Genomic DNA, 16,429 nt, shown 5'->3' on the forward strand with positions numbered 1-16,429 from the left:
AAAAGGAAAGAGAATTTTAAAACCGTTTTTGATTTATTTCAAAAGCGGTTTTTTTGTGATAAAAACCTTTTGAACTCCTGTTAAAATCCTATTTCTTTGCAAGAATAAAAAATAGTAGCTTTTGTTGTTTCAACCTTACTTTGTAGATGTTTTATTGCCACTTCCTTTAGAAAGGATGTTCACGTACCGTATTACGGAAGAAGAATATCATTTTTTAAAAACAGGAATGCGAGTGGCTGTTCCTTTTGGAAAAAGTAAAATATATACAGGAATTGTTTACAAATTACATGAGCAAGAACCAGAAGCGTATGAAGCCAAAGATATTTATCAAATTTTAGATGATACACCTGTTTTAAATGCTAGCCAACTAAAACATTGGGAATGGATTGCTACTTATTATATGTGTTCTTTGGGAGAGGTATTAAGAGCTGCATTTCCTTCTGTATTTTTACTAGAGAGCGAAACTATTGTATTGGCAAATCCTAATTTTGAGGAACCCAATAGTTTAACTCCCGATGCGTATTTAATTTATGAAGCATTACAACATCAATCCCAATTAACCATTGCTCAGGTAGTAAATATTTTGTCTAAAAAGAAAGTATTTCCCATTCTTAAAAGCATGATTGATGTAGAAGCTATTCGTTTAAAAGAAGAAATATACGAACAATATCAACCTAAAATGGTTGCTTATATTCGTTTGGCTGATGCATGGGAAGATAAAGAAAAGTTACAAGAATTGTTAGATGTATTATCTCGATCGGAAAAACAAAGAACTTTGGTGATGCATTATTTTATGATCAAAGCCAAAGACCCATCTCCTATAAAAAAGAAAGAACTTTTAGAAACATCAGGAATTAGTGCTGCTGTTTGTAAAGGATTAGAAAATAAAGGAATTTTTGAAGCTTATGAAATTCAAACCGATAGAATTGTTTTTGACAAGGCAAGTCAGCAAATTCCAAATTTAAGTGACGATCAACAAAATGCATTTCATCAAATTAAAGAGTGTTTTACCTCTAAAGATGTTTGTTTGTTTTATGGTGTTACCGGAAGTGGAAAAACAGAAGTATATGCTCACTTAATCAAAGAAGTAATTGCTACGGGGAAACAAGTGTTGTTTTTAGTGCCAGAAATTGCTTTAACCACCCAGTTAATTATTCGTTTGCAAAAGTTTTTTGGAGATGATTTAAGTGTGTATCATTCTAAATATTCTCAGAATGAAAGAGCAGAAGTTTGGAATCATATTTTAACAGGATCAGACAAAGCCAAAATTATTTTAGGAACTAGATCTGCTACTTTATTGCCATTTGCCAATTTAGGAATGGTGATTGTAGATGAAGAACACGAGGCTTCTTACAAACAATTTGATCCTGCACCAAGATACAACGCTCGTGATGCTGCTATTGTATTGGCAAAAATTCATAAAGCCACTATTTTACTTGGTTCTGCTACCCCAAGTTTAGAATCTTTTTACAATACCAAACTTAATAAATATGGATTGGTAACTTTAAATAGACGATTTGGGAATGTACAAATGCCTAAAATTCAGTTGATAGACATTAAAGAAAAGCATCGAAAAAAGCAGATGACAGGACATTTTTCTGATGTTTTGTTAAAAGAAATAACAGAAGCTTTGGAATTGGGAGAGCAAGTAATTTTGTTTCAGAACAGACGTGGTTTTGCTCCGTTGTTAGAGTGTGAAACTTGTGGGGTAAGTCCACAATGCCCTAATTGCGATGTAAGTTTAACAGAGCATAAATTTAAACAAGAATTACGTTGTCATTATTGCGGATATCATAGAGCCATTCCTAGACAATGTGATGCTTGCGGAAGTACAGATTTAAATAGCAAAGGTTTTGGAACCGAACAAATAGAACAAGAATTGTTAACACTTTTCCCAAAACATAATATTGGTAGGTTAGATTTAGATACTACAAGAGGAAAATACGGATATCAAAAAATAATAGAAGCTTTTCAACACAAAGAAATTGATATTTTGGTAGGTACTCAAATGTTATCAAAAGGATTAGATTTTAAAAACGTGAGTTTGGTAGGGGTTTTAAATGCAGATAATATGCTAAATTTTCCTGATTATAGAGCGCATGAACGTAGTTATCAAATGCTAACACAAGTATCGGGTAGGGCAGGACGTAGCCAAAAACAAGGAAACGTTTTTATTCAGACTTTTAATCCTTATCACCAAATATTACAGCAAGTAACCACTAGTAGTTATGAGCAAATGTATGATGAACAAATAACAGATAGACGAAACTTTTTTTATCCTCCTTACTATAGAGTCATTCAGATTACCCTAAAACACAAAGATTTTAATTTGTTAAATGATGGGGCAGAATGGTTAGGGAAATCTCTTAAAAATAGCTTTGGAAAAAACTTACTAGGACCTACGGCACCATCGGTAGCTAGAGTAAGAAATCAATATATTAAGCAAATAATTATTAAAATACCTCCCAAACAATCGGTACCTGCTACCAAAGAATACATTAAAAAAGTAAGAACCATGTTTGAGTCTATTGGGAAATTTAGAGCCATTAGAATTAATATGGATGTAGATGCGTATTAAAAAAGCTCTACGTTTCCGTAGAGCTTTTAGTATTTAAAGTAGGTGGTTTATTTCTTTGACCCATTTTTTTGCCAATTGATATTCTCCTCTAAGTTCTGCATCTTCTTCATGATACATTTCTAATTTTAGGATAGTTTCATTTTTTTGAATAGGTGTAAGAACAAGTTCTATTTTTTCCAAAACTACATTGTCCTTTTTAGGATTTAATAAGGGTTTGTTGGTGCTAACCATTTCACATTTTTTAAATAAGGACAAGTCTATAAACTGTTCTAAGGTTTGCTCTTTTTTAGATTTTAAAAAGAACAAGAATTGTTTGTTTGTGTCTAAACCTATGGTAATATTGTTACAATGCTCGTGTATATTTATAGCACCTTTGTGTTCTAGGGCTTTGTTTTCTAGTAATTGTAATATTTCTTTTTCTTTTTTTGCGTTTTTTCGGGACATGATTACAAAAGGAGTTATACAGATAAAAAGTATAATCCCCACAGTAATGAAATTTTCTAAATCCATTATATAAGTTTTAAATTGATGTTCTACGATGTTGTAAAGTGTGTTTTTTAATCAAGATAAATTGATCAAAAACGATTTGAGAAAAACATGAAAAATCACCAAAAATATTGGAAAGGAAACATTAGGTCTAGCTTTTTGTACCGAATGAGTACATTTCTAGTAAAATAAGTGTATTGAGCAAGTTGTATGTAAAACAACTGCTTATAGTTGTAGAGTATCGCTGCTAGTTCTGTGACATTGTCTTTAAAACTAGGAACGGGAAAAGAAGTAGGATTGCTAACTATGTTTTCTAACGAAGTGGTAGGGCAAAAAAGTTTTACAGAAAATCCTAAAACAATTTCATCTTGCGAAATAGTTTTGTATGCCCTATTATTTACAGAAACAGTGGGTTTGTGCACAGCACTTATGGCAAAGCAATAAAGTACTGTGAATAGTATAATGTGTAAAACCTTATTTTTCACTACGCAAATATAGACAAGTTAGGAGATATTAAGACGTAGAAGTATCATTTCCGTATTCATTTTTATAAATAAGAATAAGAACAAAAAATAAACTCACTAGTAAAGGTCCAAAAATCAATCCAATAAAACCAAAAAGAGGAATTCCAATAATAACTCCAAACAAAGTAATTAATGGATGTACATTATCTAGCTTTTGAAGTACAAATAAGCGAATTAAATTGTCTGTAGCACCTACAAAAATAATTCCATAAGCTAAAATACCCCAAGCATTAAATACATCACCATTAGAGTAGGTAAGTAAAAATAAGGGAATGGTACCTAGCATACTTCCTATAAAAGGAATCATGGAACCAATAGTTACAATAACAGCCCAAAAGAAAGGGTTTTCTGCTTTAAAAATTAAAAATCCAACCAAAGAGACCAAGCCCTGAGCTATTGCCACCAAAGGTATTCCTAGGGCATTGGCTTTTACCATAGCAGTTGTTTCTTGTTCTAATAGCTGATAGTTTTTCTTTTTTAGAGGAATGTATTTATAAATAGCAGTGTTTAGTTTGTTGTAATTAATCAACATAAAATAGAGCAAAAAATACATGATAGCAATACTCATTACGGTGGTAAAAGTTCCTCCAATAAAGTTTTGCAAATAATCGGATAAGGATTTAGAAACTTCAGAAGTGTTTATAGTAGAGGCCAAATCAAATCCAACATATTTTTCTAATTGATTCAGATTTTGTTTTACACTTTCTATAATTTCTTCAGAATTTTCAGAAGCTTTTTTAATTTTATTTCCTAACATTAAAAAGACTCCCATAATGGGTAAAAGAATAACTAGAAAAGAAGTTCCCATTAGAAAAAAAGCTGAAATATTAACTTTCCAACCTTTGTCTACTAATTTTGTCATCAACTTTTTTAAAAGAACATACAATGTTACCGCTCCTAGTATTCCTGATAAATAAGGAGTTGTCTCACTAAAAATAAGAGTTCCAATAGTTAGTATTAAAATTAAGACAAATAGTTGTCTAATTATTTGAGATGAGATTGTTTTCATTTTTAGTTATTTCTTAATGCTTTAATTAATTCATCCTTGTTCAATTTAGATCTTCCTTCTAAATTAATTTCTTTCTTGGGCTTTGTTATACAATTCTTCTTTTGTCCATTCTTCATAAGGTTTGGCTTTTCCACCTTTTTTGCCCGAATTTGGAGTGTTGGCAATTCTGGCAGATTTTTCTTTGCTATACCCCTTGTCTTTTAAAGCTTGATATTGCTCTTCGTTTTGTATTCTTGGTTTGTCCATATTTTTTTTAGTTAAAGATATCAATAAGAATACTTAGATTATGTGATGTAATTCTAAACTTTAGTTGATTAAAATCACCTTAATGATATTGTTTAATGTTTTGATTGGTAGTTTTTTAACGAGTACTAGCACTCTATTTAAACTGAACATACTTATAATCTTTAATTAATAAGGGGGAAAAGATTTACTTTTGTGTGGGGTAAAAAGAATCAATATTTAAATAAATAATAATGAGAAGTAAATTAATGACTATTTTGTTTTGTGTTTGCTGTATAACTTTATCAAAAGCACAAAAAAAAACAAACATTTTATGGATTATTACCGATGATCATAGAGTAGATGCTTTACAGTGTTATAACAAAGCAACTACAGGAAAAAAATATAGTAAATTAGGATACGTATCTTCTCCTAATATAGATAAGCTAGCTAAAGAGGGAGTTATGTTTGTAAATGCTTACACAAACTCTCCTGTATGTGGACCTTCTAGAGGGTCTATGTTAAGTGGTCGTTATCCTTTTAGAAACGGGCATTATCAATTTGAGCAAACACATCAAGAGCCCGATTTTGTTAAACCTTCTGTGCCACAAACGTTAAGAAAAAACGGATATACAACCTCTTCTTTTGGAAAAGATGGTGCTTATATTTTTGATTGGGGACCAGGTCAAACTTTTAGAGATCCAGGACATTATGATTACAAAGTAAGTTTTAAACATGATTTGCAAAAAAATGACATAGGTGATTATTGGGGACAGCCGGCTTACGTTCCTGGTACTTGGAAATTTATTGGGAATGAAGAAAGAATAAAAACTCCTGATGGAAAGGTAGTAAGCTATTTATTGAATAAGAAAAAAGGTTTGGGAGCTGTAAGCAAAGAAGATTTGCAGAAAAGAAAAGAGATGGAAAAAAAGTACGAAATTTTACGTTCGTACACTAGAAGTGGAAATAAGGAGTTGATTATTGGTGGTGAAAACCCAATGCCAGCAGGACAAACTATTGATGGAAAAATTGTAGAAGAGTTTAAGTTGTTTTTACAAAATCAAAACACAACATTTACAAACACTTATGGTAAAACTAAAAAAGGAGTAAATAGTAATAAACCGTTAATGACTCATTTAGGGTTTCACTTACCACACACACCTGTGTTGCCACCCAAAGAATTTAGAGATAAATTTAAAAACAAAAAATACAAAGTTCCTGCATTTAGCGAAAAGGAAAAAGCAACGTTTACTCCTCAGTTAAAAAAGTTATATAACAACTTAAATATGACTAAAATGACTGATAAAGAAAAGCAACAAGCCATACAAGATTACTATGCTTTTTGTGCTTATGGAGATGCTTTAATTGGGGATGCCGTAGATACTTTTAAAGAATATTGTAAAAAGAACAATCAAGAATATTTAATATTGTTTGTAGTGGGAGATCATGGTTGGCATTTAGGTGAGCAAGGAATAGAGGCTAAATTTGGCCCTTGGGGTAAATCTACCAAAGGAGCTGTTCTTGTAGTATCATCTGACAAAAACAAAGTACCAGAGAATGTAGTAAGTACAGATTTGGTTGAATATGTAGATGCAGCTGCCACTATTTTAGAAACGGCAGGAGTTCCTATTAACAACAAAGAATATGATTATTTAGATGGTGTTAATTTGCACAAGTTGATTGATGGAACAGCTGAAAAACGTGATTATATTGTTGGAGAAACCAATGTGATTGTTGGGCATAGAGCTTATTTACGTTCTAATGATTTTGCCTTTTCTATGAAAACAAGACCTACGAATTACAAAAAACTAATTCCGAACAAAAACATTAAATGGGCTTTAAATTGTCCTGTAGAACAAGCAGAACTTGTTTTGTATGATTTAAATAAAGATCCGCTAGAACGTAACAATGTAGCTGCTGATAAAAAGTATAGAAAATTAGCAGCTTGGTTTAGAACTAAATTAGGAAATGTAGTTTTGGGAGATGGTAGAGTAGAGTGTGACTGGTCTAAAGCCAATAGTTACAGCATTACTAATTTTGCCCAAGGAGCTCATGACGGAAAACTAAACATTCCCAAAGAGTTATTACCTTAAAAAACAAAAAGCATTTACTGTAAAGTAAATGCTTTTTTTATACGCTAGTTTTAAATTTATTTTACAATAAACTTTTGGTTGTAGGTTTGCGTTTCTGTTTCCACTTTTAAAATATAAACTCCTTTTAATTGAGAAGTATTTATTGTAGTAGTAGTAGTATTTGTTTCTATATGCTTTACAAGGTTTCCATAAACATTATAAATAGCTAGTTTAGTGTTCCCGCTATTGGTTCCTAAATAGACTGTTAATTCATTCCCTTTAGTCACTGGATTTGGGCTAATATTAAAAGAGGTATTCTCTTCTGTTTTAAAATTATTAGCTGTAATAGTTTGTATTTCTTCTGATGGAGTTTGAGTAACTAAAGTACCTGTATTTACATCTATAAATTGCCATTGTGTCCAGTTTCCTCCATAAGTATTAGGTCTTTGTTGTAATTTACTGTAATCATTATCGTTTTCAGGTCTAAAATACATTCCAGTGGCTTTATTCTCTAAATAAAAATAGTTTCCAGTCGCACTTGTCGAAACCTTTTTAAATTTGGTAAAGTCTCCTGTATAACTATCAGGTACTTGAATCATTGGAGTTCCATCAGCATCTGAAGTAATAGAGGTATTATCACTTTTGGGACGGAAATATTTTCCATTATCTGTATTTACTAAGTAAAAGTAATTATTACCAGCATCTACCATTTTCCATTTTGTTGGTGCTCCAGACCAAGAATAAGGAACTTGTTCAATGTTTGTAAAATCTGTAGCTCCATTAGTACGTATTTTTTTACCCGTTTCTTTGTTTTTAATAAAAAACTCTTTGCTTTCTAATTTCCAAGTTCTAACCCAATCCACATACATGGTGTTTATGTTGTTGTTGGTTAAATCATTTTGGTTTGCTAGTCCACCAATCCAATCAGCATCAGTTGTCCATAAATCCCAAATAATATTTAAATCTCTAGTAAATTCACGTTCATAACTGTTACCGTCTAAGTGGTCACCCACATAAATACTACCCGCAGGTTCACCATCTAAATAAAATTGAACATTTTTAGAATCAGACCAGTAAGCTCCAAAAACATGAAACTCTTCATTCCATTTGGTTCCTTTAAGAGGATTGTTTGAAGATAGGTTTCTGTTGTCAAAGTTTCCGTGTTTACGAACTGTTTGAGGAGTTTTGTTTTCATCGGCTTGAAAATATTGAGAATTCATTCTCCAAGGAAAATCAGGATCACATCCACAAGTTGGTGCTGCATTGTTTTCAATAATATCAATTTCATCACGATTGTTGATGTCTCCATTGTTTAACCAATAAGTAGTATACGCAGAAATATTAGAAGAACGTATGCGACTTTCTGTATACATAGGATAGCTAATTTTTTCTTTAGACATGATTCTTGCGGATCTAAACCATCTTTCAGCACCTTGATCTAGTGTTGCTCTAATCCAAAGATATCCATCCCATTCTCCTGAATTCGCATTGTCTGCAGTCATTTCTACAGGAATATCGTAATTCCAAGTAGATTTTGTCCATTTGTTAGAGTCTAGCGAATTGTCGTTAAATTCATCTGTTAAATTATCAACCTTTATCCATTTTTTTCCAAAAGGTTTTGGGTCTGAACTAAAGGTAGGATTGTTTTGTGCATTTACAACTTGTGTAACTACAAATGCAAGGATTAGTAATAGTGTAATTTTTCTTTTAAAAAACTGACGTTTTTTCATTTTTTGTAATTTTTTATTGTTAGTAGTTTGTAATACTACTGTTTATAATAAAAAAATGACAAAACGTATTGTTTAAATATTACCTCTTATGTTTTATGAAATTTTAAAAATAGATAGAATGTTTGTCTAGTTTATGTGAGTTGAAACTTTTTAACATATATCATTTTTTAATCAAATTTAGCGTAAAACTTACCGTTCCATTTTCCCTGCACACGTAAAACTTGTTCTATAATATCACGTACACAGCCTTCACCACCTTTAATTGGAGATACATATTTAGAAATAGCTTTAATTTCTGGTACAGCATCTTGTGGAGCACAAGGCATCCCAACCAATTCCATTACAGGATAATCAGGAATATCATCACCCATATACACAATTTCACTCGGTGTTAAATTGTGTTTTTCTAAAATTTCTTGGTATTTGTTAATTTTATCATGTACTCCTAAATGAATTTCGGTAAGACCTAAACCTTGCAATCTAGTTCTTACACCTTCATTACTTCCTCCAGAAATTATGCAAACAGGAAAGCCAGCATCTACAGCTGTTTTTAAAGCATACCCATCTTTAATATTCATGTTTCTTACCAATTCTCCGTTAGGAAAAATAGTAACCATTCCGTTGGTTAAAACTCCATCAACGTCAAAAATAAATGCTTTTACATCGTTTAATAACTCTTTATAACTCAGTGCCATGTTTTTCTTGTATAGATTTTGTTAATATTTTATAGACTTCTAGGTCTGTATTTTTTAATTGACCAATGTGTTTTTCAATTGTTTTTTGATCACCTCTAACAGCAGGTCCTGTTTGTGCTGTTTTAGGAGTCATAATTTGTGTTTTTAAAAACGTTTCTTGAATTAAAGGTTGTAAAATTTTAAAATCTAATTCGTTTTTTTTACAAATATCATAAGCAATTCCCATAACTCTATTGCTAAAGTTATTCGCAAACACAGCGGCTAAATGTAATTTTTGTCTTTTTTGTTGATTTACTTGATGTACTACATTAGATATTTTATTCGCAAAATTTTCTAAAGTAGAATAGTCCGTTTTAAATTCGGTTTCTAAGCACAAAGGAATTTGTTTAAAGCTAATTTTTTTTTCTTTGGTAAAACTTTGCGGAGGGTACAAAACACCTCTGTTTGTAGCTTGTAAATCAGAAAAAGGAACCGTTCCCGATGTATGAACCACTAAACCTTGTAACTTAGTTAAGTTTAGTGTAGGTATTACAGAGTCTGGTAAAGCAACAATATAAAGATCTGCTTTTTTTAAATCGAGAATACTTTGTGTTGTAGAAAGCATTCCTTTATACAACTCTAATCCTTTGTTAGATCTGTTGTAGATTTGAACTAAATTGATAGTAGGGTGGTTGATACATTCATTAATTAAATGCACACCAACTTTACCAATACCTAAAACACAAACATTCATCATAGAAATCAAAAATAAGAACAATTCTAAACACTACCTTGAAATAAATTAGATTTGATTACGACAAAGAGGTAACTTACCTTTGATATTATAAAAACACGTTTAATTATGAAGTATATTTATGTTTTAATTCCTGTAATACTAATTGGAATTTATGCTTTTAACTTTGCCAACGTAAAGTTAACAAGTAACAAAACAAATTTATATGATTTTATAGTTACGGACTTACAAGGAAATAAGTTTGATTTTTCTACATTAAAGGGAAAAAAGATATTAATTGTAAATACAGCATCTAAATGTGGACTAACGCCACAATACAAAGAGTTGCAAGAAATATATAGCACTTATAAAGATTCTCATAATTTTGTTGTTGTTGGATTTCCTTCTAATAATTTTTTATTTCAAGAACCCGGGAATAATAAAAAAATAGAAAAATTTTGTGAGCTAAATTATGGAGTTACTTTTCCTATGATGTCTAAAATAGACGTAAAAGGAAAAGATCAAGCAGAAATTTATCAGTTTTTAACACATAAAAAATTAAATGGATTTAAAGATTCTAAAGTAAAATGGAATTTTCAAAAGTACTTAATAGGTAGAGACGGTAAACTAGAAAAAATTATAAACCCTAAAACAAAACCCAACGATGCAAGTATTGTTTCTTGGATTACAAAATAATTATGAGTTTTAAATTAGACATATTAGCCATTGGAGCACATCCAGATGATGTAGAATTAGGATGTGGAGGAACCATTGCCAAAGAAATAGCAGACGGTAAATTAGTAGGAATTTTAGATTTAACCAAAGGAGAGTTGGGAACCAGAGGAACTCCTAAAATTAGAGCGATGGAAGCAGAAGCTGCTGCTGGAGTATTAGGAGTAATGGTAAGAGAAAATTTAGGTTTGCCAGATGGTTTTTTAGAAAACACAAAAGAGTATCAGTTAAAAATAGTAGAGATTATTAGGAAATACCAACCAGATATTGTGTTATGTAACGCTATTGAAGATAGACATCCAGATCATGCTAAAGGAAGTAAATTGGCTTCTGATGCTTGTTTTTTATCAGGACTAAGAGCCATTAAAACAGATATTGGATTTGGAAATCAAGAAGCCTGGAGACCCAAAAATGTATATCACTATATTCAGTGGAAAGGAATAGAACCTGACTTTGTTGTAGATATATCTGAATTTATGGATGTAAAAGAAAATGCAATCAAAGCATTTAAGTCTCAATTCTTTGATCCGAATAGTAAAGAACCAGAATCTCCTATAACTAGTAAAAATTTCTTTGATAGTGTAGATTATAGAGCTAGAGATTTGGGAAGAATAATAGGAGTTGATTACGCAGAGGGCTTTACATCAGAACGTTATGTAGCGGTTAAAAAATTATCAAATATTTTTTGATTTTTTTCTTTGTAGAACTCAAGAAACCTTTTATATTTGCAACCGCTAACGCAAACGCGCGCAAATGGTGATTGTAGTTCAGTTGGTTAGAACGCCTGATTGTGGTTCAGGAGGTCGCCGGTTCGAATCCGGTCTTTCACCCAAGAGTTGAAAACTCTTTAAACTAAAAGCTTAAGTTAATTCTTAAGCTTTTTTTTATGTTCTTTTTTAAGATAGAAAAAAAATGTAAAGGCTTTGAGTTTTAGGAGCTTTGATATAATTAAAAAAGGGAGCTAACAAGCTCCCTTTTTTAATTATAATCTAAATATTGTTGAATCACCTTTCTGTGGTCGTTGTTGTCTAGTTTAAAATCCTCAATCAATGTATTTAATGCTTCTGGCTTTTTTTTAGCAATCTCAGATCTGTTAGGATAACTTGTAAAATGAATATTATAGACACCTTCTTTCTTTTCTAATAAAATATATAAATCTTCTTTTATCCAAGAATAGGCAATAGTATCAAAAAATAAAGACTCATCTTTTATAAAAGCACTAAAACTGTAATAATCTAAAAATTGTTCCATTGTTATTGAATTTCTGCAGATAAACCTAATTCTAATAATTTAGAACAACGTGGTTTTAAATCATCATAACTACCTGTTTTAACAGCACATTTACCTTTGTAGTGAATTAGCATAGTGCATTGTTCTGCTTGTATAGGTTCGTGTTCACACACATCTATTAGACTGTCTATTACAAAATCAAATGTATTCACATCGTCATTGTAAACAATAATTTCGTAGTCCTTTAATAACTTTTCTAGGACTTCAATACTCTCGGAAGTTTTTTCTATTGTACTCATAATCAACGCAAAAATAAGAATTATTTATCTAATTGTAAACCTACCCAGTTATTTCTATTATAAGTTTTTTGAATTGTTAAACCTAAGTCTTTGGTTCTTTCTTCTAAAAACGGAATATCTTGTGTGTAAAAACCACTTAATAACAATTGACCACCTTTGTTTAAACATTGGTTATAAAGATCCATATCATTTAACAATATGTTTCTGTTAATATTGGCTATAATAACATCGTATTTTTGAGCTACTAACATAGATGCATCTCCTTGATAAGCTGTAATATGTGTACAATTGTTTTTTTCTATATTTTCTTCGGTATTGATAAAACACCATTCGTCAATATCAATAGCATCAATAGGTTTAGCACCTTTCATTTCGGCAAAAATGGCTAAAATACCTGTTCCTGTTCCCATGTCTAATACACTTTTGTTGGTTAAATCTAACTCTAACAGGTGTTTAATCATTAAATGAGTAGTTTCATGGTGACCAGTTCCAAAACTCATTTTAGGTTCAATAATAATTTCATATTCCATTCCAGTTCTTTCATGGAAAGGAGCAATCACACTTACTTTGTTATCTACATGAATAGGTTCAAAATTCTTTTCCCATTCTGCATTCCAGTTTACTTGCTCTATTTCTTTATAAGTATAAGAAATGGTAAACTCTTCGGATTGTAAAGCAAATACATTGTCTAAAATATCTTCGTTCCAGTCTTTTGTTTGAATGTAAGCTTCTAAACCTGTTTCTGTTTCTTCAAAACTTTCAAAACCTAATTCACCTAATTCGGCAATTAAAATTTCGGTGGCGGGTTGTAATGGAGTAATGGTAAAAGTGTAACCTGTATAATTCATTATCGTAATATTTCTGAGTACAAAAATAGTTAAAAGCAAAAGCTTTTAGCTACTTTAAAATATATTTTGTGTTTATTATAATCGTAGTATTTTCTTTTGTAGAAAAAATCAATTTTATGTAATGTTTGACAATCTTTTTCGTACTAATCTTAACCTTTAGATGAGTTACATATATTGGTGAATTTTTTGAGGTGATAGCATAAATACAAACCCTTTGTAAGTTAAATAGATAATGAAAGAAAAATTAAAAATAGATATTGTTTCGGATGTAGTATGTCCTTGGTGTACTATTGGTTATAAGCGACTAGAAAAAGCGATTTTGGAACTAGATATTCAAGACCAAATAGAAATTGAATGGCAACCTTTTGAATTGAATCCAAACATGCCTGTTGAAGGACAGAATGTGATAGAACACATTACAGAAAAATATGGATCTACAGCAGAAGAGCAAAAGCAATCAAAATTACAAATGAAAGAAGCAGGAGAGGAGCTTGGTTTTACGTTTGATTATTTTGATGAAATGCGAATGGTAAATACATTTGATGCACATGTTTTATTGGAGTATGCAAGTAGTTTTGGGAAACAAACAGAGTTAAAAATGTGTTTAACAACTGCTTTTTTTAGCGAAAGGAAAGATGTGTCTAAAAGAGAAATTTTAAAACAAGCTCTATTGGATGTTGGTTTAAATGCGGAAGAAGGATTGGCTTTGCTAAATAATCAAGAGATTCGTGCTCAAGTGAGAGAAAAACAAGAGTATTGGAAAAACTTAGGTGTAAATTCTGTACCTACTATTGTTTTTAATAGAAAAAGCGCTGTAACAGGTGCACAACCGATAGGAACTTTTAAACAAATACTTTCTGAGTTGATAGCTGAGTAAGAAACGAATAATATAAAACAAAAACCCCGCTAAAAGCAAATGCTCTTAGCGGGGTTTTTAATATATTTTGTTAGACTAGATAGCCTTGATAATTGCAGTAAAGTCAGCAGCAGCTAAAGCAGCACCACCAATCAATCCACCATCAACATCAGCTTTAGAAAAAATTTCTTCAGCATTAGCTGGTTTACAAGAACCTCCGTATAAAATAGATACGTTGTCGGCAACTTCAGCACCGTATTTATCAGCAACAAATCCACGGATAAATGCGTGCATTTCTTGAGCTTGATCTGCAGAAGCAGTCAATCCTGTTCCAATAGCCCATACTGGTTCGTAAGCCAATACAATGTTAGACCATGCAGCAGCATCTAAATGAAATAAAGCTCCAGAAATTTGTTCTGCAACTACTTTTTCTTGTGTGTTAGATTCTCTTTCTTCTTTAACTTCACCAAAACAGTAAATTACTTCTAATCCATTTGCCAATGCAGCATCTGTTTTTTTAGCTAATAAAGCTTCGTTTTCACCAAAGTACTCACGTCTTTCTGAGTGACCTAAGATTACTGTTTTAAGACCAGCTCCAGTTAACATACCAGCAGAAATTTCTCCTGTGTAAGCACCGCTAGCTTCTTGGTGCATGTTTTGAGCAGCAACTTCTACAGCAGAACCTTCAGTTACAGCTAATACAGTAGTTAAGTTTATAAATGTTGGAGCTACAATTACTCTAGTGTTTTCTAAAGAAACACCTTTTAATTCACTTACTAATTCTTCTGCTAACGCTTTAGATTCGGCAACGTTTTTGTTCATTTTCCAGTTACCTGCTACAATTTTACTTCTCATTATGTTTATTATTTTTGATTTTCTAAAATTTCTATAATATCAGAATCATCTGCTTCAATGGCTCTGTAAACAACAACTTCACTATTTGGATGGATCACTATGTACCTAGGAATCCAATCTAGATCTATGTTTTTAGCAAATATACTTTTCCAACCACCTTCTACATAATAATGATCTCCTTTTATACGATAACGATTGATACCGTTTTTCCAAGCTTGTTGATTGCGGTCTAAAGATATAAATACATAGCTAGTTTTAGGATATTTTTGCTGAATAGTTTTAAGTTTTGGCAGTCCTTTTATACAGTCTACACACCAACTTGCCCAAACATCTATAACAACTGTTTTTCCTTTGTATGAAGCTATTAATTCTTTAAAACTAATGGTAGTTCCACTACTTGTAATAATGGGAGCCTGTAGTGCTTTTTGCGTAAATTGAGTATTGTTAGGTGGTTTGCAACTAAAGACTAATAGACTAAAGAAAACAAGAATACTATTTTTCATGATTTTTATTTTAATTCAACACTTGGGTCTAAAATGCTGTAAGAAATATCTACCAAAATATTTAGGAGGATAAAAAAAGCAGCAATGGTTAAAATACTTCCTGATATAACAGGTAAGTCGGAAGAATTTAAGGCGTTTACAATTTCTTTTCCCAAACCGTTCCAATTAAAAATATATTCTACAAAAACGGCACCCGCTAATAAAGAAGCAAACCAACCAGATAAAGTCGTAATTACTGGGTTTAATGCGTTTTTTAAAGCATGTTTTTTTACAATTGTGTACACAGATAATCCTTTAGATTTTGCAGTTCTTATATAGTCTTTACTCAACACATCTAACAAAGAGTTTCGAGTTAATTGTACAATAACAGCCAAAGGTCTAATTCCTAAAACCAAACTTGGTAAAATGGCATTTTTCCAAACAATATGTGTTCCTTCTCCAAAATCATCTACCTCAATAATGTTTCCGGTCATTCCTAAACCAGTATATTTATGTAGTACAAAACCAAACAACCAGGCAAATATAATGGCAGAAAAAAAAGAAGGAAGACTCATACCTAAGGTACTAATAACCATAATACATTTGTCTAAAAAAGTGTTGACTTGTAGCGCAGAAATAATTCCTAATATTAAGCCAATTATCAAAGCAATACTAATAGCTGCAACGGCTAATAGTAGAGTGTTTGGTAATGTTTCTGCTAAAATACTACTGACTTCTTTGTCGTTTTTTTGAAAAGAATTTCTAAGATTAGGAAACTTAATAACAAAATTATTGTTTTTGGTTTTTAGCCAAGTAATACTACTTTTTTTATCCGATAAATAAGAATAATCATTCTTGTTGTTACTGTGTACTGATATTGGAGACAAATCATTTAAATAGTTAAAATACCTTTTGTACATCGGTAAATTTAATCCGTATTTAATTTTAATATTTTCTAACTGTTCCTGATCTTCTCTTTGATCTAGCAACATTCTAGAAGGATCTCCTAATAAGTTAAATAAAAAGAATAAGAGTGTGGCAACTCCAAACAAGCTAACAAATCCTTTAAGTGTATTTTTAATTAAAAATGATATCAATG

17 protein-coding genes, 1 tRNA gene and 1 pseudogene are annotated in these 16,429 nt (G+C 31.2%); 7 read left to right on the forward strand and 12 right to left on the reverse strand.

The genetic code is table 11. The annotated features are described in order from the left end of the window. Positions 1 to 121: 121 nt before the first annotated feature. A complete protein-coding gene (gene priA / locus FHR24_RS10105; protein WP_208412329.1) occupies positions 122 to 2,578 on the forward strand; it encodes a replication restart helicase PriA in 2,457 nt (818 codons plus the stop codon). A 33-nt stretch (positions 2,579 to 2,611) separates the two neighbouring features. On the opposite strand, the gene FHR24_RS10110 is transcribed toward priA, so the two are convergent. After that, positions 2,612 to 3,088, reverse strand: a complete 477-nt coding sequence (locus tag FHR24_RS10110; protein ID WP_167187861.1) for a hypothetical protein — start codon at positions 3,086 to 3,088, stop codon at positions 2,612 to 2,614. A gap of 237 nt (positions 3,089 to 3,325) precedes the next feature. Here FHR24_RS10110 and FHR24_RS10115 point away from each other — a divergent pair, with 237 nt between their 5' ends. After that, entirely contained in the window at positions 3,326 to 3,508 is a 183-nt protein-coding gene (locus tag FHR24_RS10115) for a hypothetical protein (RefSeq protein ID WP_167187864.1), read from the forward strand. 69 nt (positions 3,509 to 3,577) lie between these two features. Here FHR24_RS10115 and FHR24_RS10120 read toward each other — a convergent pair whose 3' ends face one another. Beyond that, the gene (locus FHR24_RS10120) at positions 3,578 to 4,597 is read right to left on the reverse strand and encodes an AI-2E family transporter (protein WP_167187867.1); all 1,020 of its coding nucleotides are present in this window, start codon (positions 4,595 to 4,597) and stop codon (positions 3,578 to 3,580) included. Between the two features lie 2 nt (positions 4,598 to 4,599). Continuing rightward, a pseudogene (locus FHR24_RS10125) lies at positions 4,600 to 4,843 on the reverse strand (DUF7218 family protein). Between the two features lie 230 nt (positions 4,844 to 5,073). On the opposite strand from FHR24_RS10125, the gene FHR24_RS10130 reads away from it, so the two are divergent. After that, on the forward strand, positions 5,074 to 6,912 hold the full coding sequence (locus FHR24_RS10130) for a sulfatase-like hydrolase/transferase (protein WP_167187871.1): 1,839 nt from the start codon (positions 5,074 to 5,076) through the stop codon (positions 6,910 to 6,912). A gap of 56 nt (positions 6,913 to 6,968) precedes the next feature. Here FHR24_RS10130 and FHR24_RS10135 read toward each other — a convergent pair whose 3' ends face one another. The 3 genes from FHR24_RS10135 to FHR24_RS10145 all read right to left on the reverse strand — a co-directional run bounded on the left by FHR24_RS10135 (position 6,969) and on the right by FHR24_RS10145 (position 10,052). Then, positions 6,969 to 8,621, reverse strand: coding sequence for a T9SS type A sorting domain-containing protein (locus FHR24_RS10135; RefSeq protein WP_167187875.1), 1,653 nt, complete (start codon positions 8,619 to 8,621; stop codon positions 6,969 to 6,971). Positions 8,622 to 8,788: 167 nt separating this feature from the next. Beyond that, positions 8,789 to 9,316, reverse strand: coding sequence for a KdsC family phosphatase (locus FHR24_RS10140; RefSeq protein WP_167187878.1), 528 nt, complete (start codon positions 9,314 to 9,316; stop codon positions 8,789 to 8,791). Beyond that, positions 9,300 to 10,052, reverse strand: coding sequence for a Rossmann-like and DUF2520 domain-containing protein (locus FHR24_RS10145; protein WP_167187880.1), 753 nt, complete (start codon positions 10,050 to 10,052; stop codon positions 9,300 to 9,302). Before FHR24_RS10145 ends, FHR24_RS10140 begins: the two co-directional genes overlap by 17 nt. A 105-nt stretch (positions 10,053 to 10,157) precedes the next feature. Here FHR24_RS10145 and FHR24_RS10150 point away from each other — a divergent pair, with 105 nt between their 5' ends. The 3 genes from FHR24_RS10150 to FHR24_RS10160 all read left to right on the forward strand — a co-directional run bounded on the left by FHR24_RS10150 (position 10,158) and on the right by FHR24_RS10160 (position 11,591). After that, positions 10,158 to 10,724: a glutathione peroxidase gene (locus FHR24_RS10150; protein ID WP_167187883.1), complete on the forward strand. Its 567-nt coding sequence runs from the start codon at positions 10,158 to 10,160 to the stop codon at positions 10,722 to 10,724. A 2-nt stretch (positions 10,725 to 10,726) separates the two neighbouring features. Beyond that, the gene (gene bshB1 / locus FHR24_RS10155) at positions 10,727 to 11,449 is read left to right on the forward strand and encodes a bacillithiol biosynthesis deacetylase BshB1 (RefSeq protein ID WP_167187886.1); all 723 of its coding nucleotides are present in this window, start codon (positions 10,727 to 10,729) and stop codon (positions 11,447 to 11,449) included. Positions 11,450 to 11,515: 66 nt separating this feature from the next. Then, positions 11,516 to 11,591, forward strand: a tRNA-His gene (locus tag FHR24_RS10160). A gap of 147 nt (positions 11,592 to 11,738) precedes the next feature. On the opposite strand, the gene FHR24_RS10165 is transcribed toward FHR24_RS10160, so the two are convergent. Genes FHR24_RS10165 through prmA form a run of 3 tightly spaced genes read right to left on the reverse strand, consistent with a single transcriptional unit; the run spans position 11,739 to position 13,137 of the window. Continuing rightward, positions 11,739 to 12,011 (reverse strand): hypothetical protein, encoded by a 273-nt coding sequence (locus FHR24_RS10165; protein ID WP_167187890.1) that lies wholly within the window; start codon positions 12,009 to 12,011, stop codon positions 11,739 to 11,741. 2 nt (positions 12,012 to 12,013) lie between these two features. Beyond that, the gene (locus FHR24_RS10170; protein ID WP_167187893.1) at positions 12,014 to 12,289 is read right to left on the reverse strand and encodes an ATP-dependent Clp protease adaptor ClpS; all 276 of its coding nucleotides are present in this window, start codon (positions 12,287 to 12,289) and stop codon (positions 12,014 to 12,016) included. Between the two features lie 20 nt (positions 12,290 to 12,309). Further along, a complete protein-coding gene (prmA, locus tag FHR24_RS10175) occupies positions 12,310 to 13,137 on the reverse strand; it encodes a 50S ribosomal protein L11 methyltransferase (RefSeq protein WP_167187895.1) in 828 nt (275 codons plus the stop codon). 232 nt (positions 13,138 to 13,369) lie between these two features. On the opposite strand from prmA, the gene FHR24_RS10180 reads away from it, so the two are divergent. Next, positions 13,370 to 14,014, forward strand: a complete 645-nt coding sequence (locus tag FHR24_RS10180; RefSeq protein ID WP_167187898.1) for a DsbA family oxidoreductase — start codon at positions 13,370 to 13,372, stop codon at positions 14,012 to 14,014. A 75-nt stretch (positions 14,015 to 14,089) separates the two neighbouring features. On the opposite strand, the gene tpiA is transcribed toward FHR24_RS10180, so the two are convergent. From tpiA to FHR24_RS10195, 3 genes are read right to left on the reverse strand one after another with little or no spacing between them, the layout of a single operon-like run. Continuing rightward, the gene (gene tpiA, locus FHR24_RS10185) at positions 14,090 to 14,848 is read right to left on the reverse strand and encodes a triose-phosphate isomerase (protein ID WP_167187901.1); all 759 of its coding nucleotides are present in this window, start codon (positions 14,846 to 14,848) and stop codon (positions 14,090 to 14,092) included. Between the two features lie 8 nt (positions 14,849 to 14,856). After that, a complete protein-coding gene (locus tag FHR24_RS10190; protein WP_167187904.1) occupies positions 14,857 to 15,351 on the reverse strand; it encodes a TlpA family protein disulfide reductase in 495 nt (164 codons plus the stop codon). A 5-nt stretch (positions 15,352 to 15,356) separates the two neighbouring features. Then, complete coding sequence (locus FHR24_RS10195; protein WP_167187907.1) at positions 15,357 to 16,427, reverse strand: ABC transporter permease; 1,071 nt, start codon at positions 16,425 to 16,427, stop codon at positions 15,357 to 15,359. Positions 16,428 to 16,429 lie beyond the last annotated feature (2 nt).

It is taken from the genome of Wenyingzhuangia heitensis (assembly GCF_011762155.1).
Lineage (GTDB): Bacteria > Bacteroidota > Bacteroidia > Flavobacteriales > Flavobacteriaceae > Wenyingzhuangia > Wenyingzhuangia heitensis.

Excerpts from the sequence above, each read along its gene's own strand:
- FHR24_RS10170 (WP_167187893.1), bottom strand. The coding sequence starts at position 12,289 with ATGAGTACAATAGAAAAAACTTCCGAGAGTATTGAAGTCCTAGAAAAG.
- FHR24_RS10190 (WP_167187904.1), bottom strand. The coding sequence starts at position 15,351 with ATGAAAAATAGTATTCTTGTTTTCTTTAGTCTATTAGTCTTTAGTTGC.
- FHR24_RS10145 (WP_167187880.1), bottom strand. The coding sequence starts at position 10,052 with ATGATGAATGTTTGTGTTTTAGGTATTGGTAAAGTTGGTGTGCATTTA.
- FHR24_RS10180 (WP_167187898.1), top strand. The coding sequence starts at position 13,370 with ATGAAAGAAAAATTAAAAATAGATATTGTTTCGGATGTAGTATGTCCT.
- FHR24_RS10140 (WP_167187878.1), bottom strand. The coding sequence starts at position 9,316 with ATGGCACTGAGTTATAAAGAGTTATTAAACGATGTAAAAGCATTTATT.
- prmA (WP_167187895.1), bottom strand. The coding sequence starts at position 13,137 with ATGAATTATACAGGTTACACTTTTACCATTACTCCATTACAACCCGCC.
- FHR24_RS10110 (WP_167187861.1), bottom strand. The coding sequence starts at position 3,088 with ATGGATTTAGAAAATTTCATTACTGTGGGGATTATACTTTTTATCTGT.
- bshB1 (WP_167187886.1), top strand. The coding sequence starts at position 10,727 with ATGAGTTTTAAATTAGACATATTAGCCATTGGAGCACATCCAGATGAT.
- FHR24_RS10135 (WP_167187875.1), bottom strand. The coding sequence starts at position 8,621 with ATGAAAAAACGTCAGTTTTTTAAAAGAAAAATTACACTATTACTAATC.
- FHR24_RS10150 (WP_167187883.1), top strand. The coding sequence starts at position 10,158 with ATGAAGTATATTTATGTTTTAATTCCTGTAATACTAATTGGAATTTAT.
- FHR24_RS10120 (WP_167187867.1), bottom strand. The coding sequence starts at position 4,597 with ATGAAAACAATCTCATCTCAAATAATTAGACAACTATTTGTCTTAATT.
- FHR24_RS10130 (WP_167187871.1), top strand. The coding sequence starts at position 5,074 with ATGAGAAGTAAATTAATGACTATTTTGTTTTGTGTTTGCTGTATAACT.
- tpiA (WP_167187901.1), bottom strand. The coding sequence starts at position 14,848 with ATGAGAAGTAAAATTGTAGCAGGTAACTGGAAAATGAACAAAAACGTT.
- FHR24_RS10165 (WP_167187890.1), bottom strand. The coding sequence starts at position 12,011 with ATGGAACAATTTTTAGATTATTACAGTTTTAGTGCTTTTATAAAAGAT.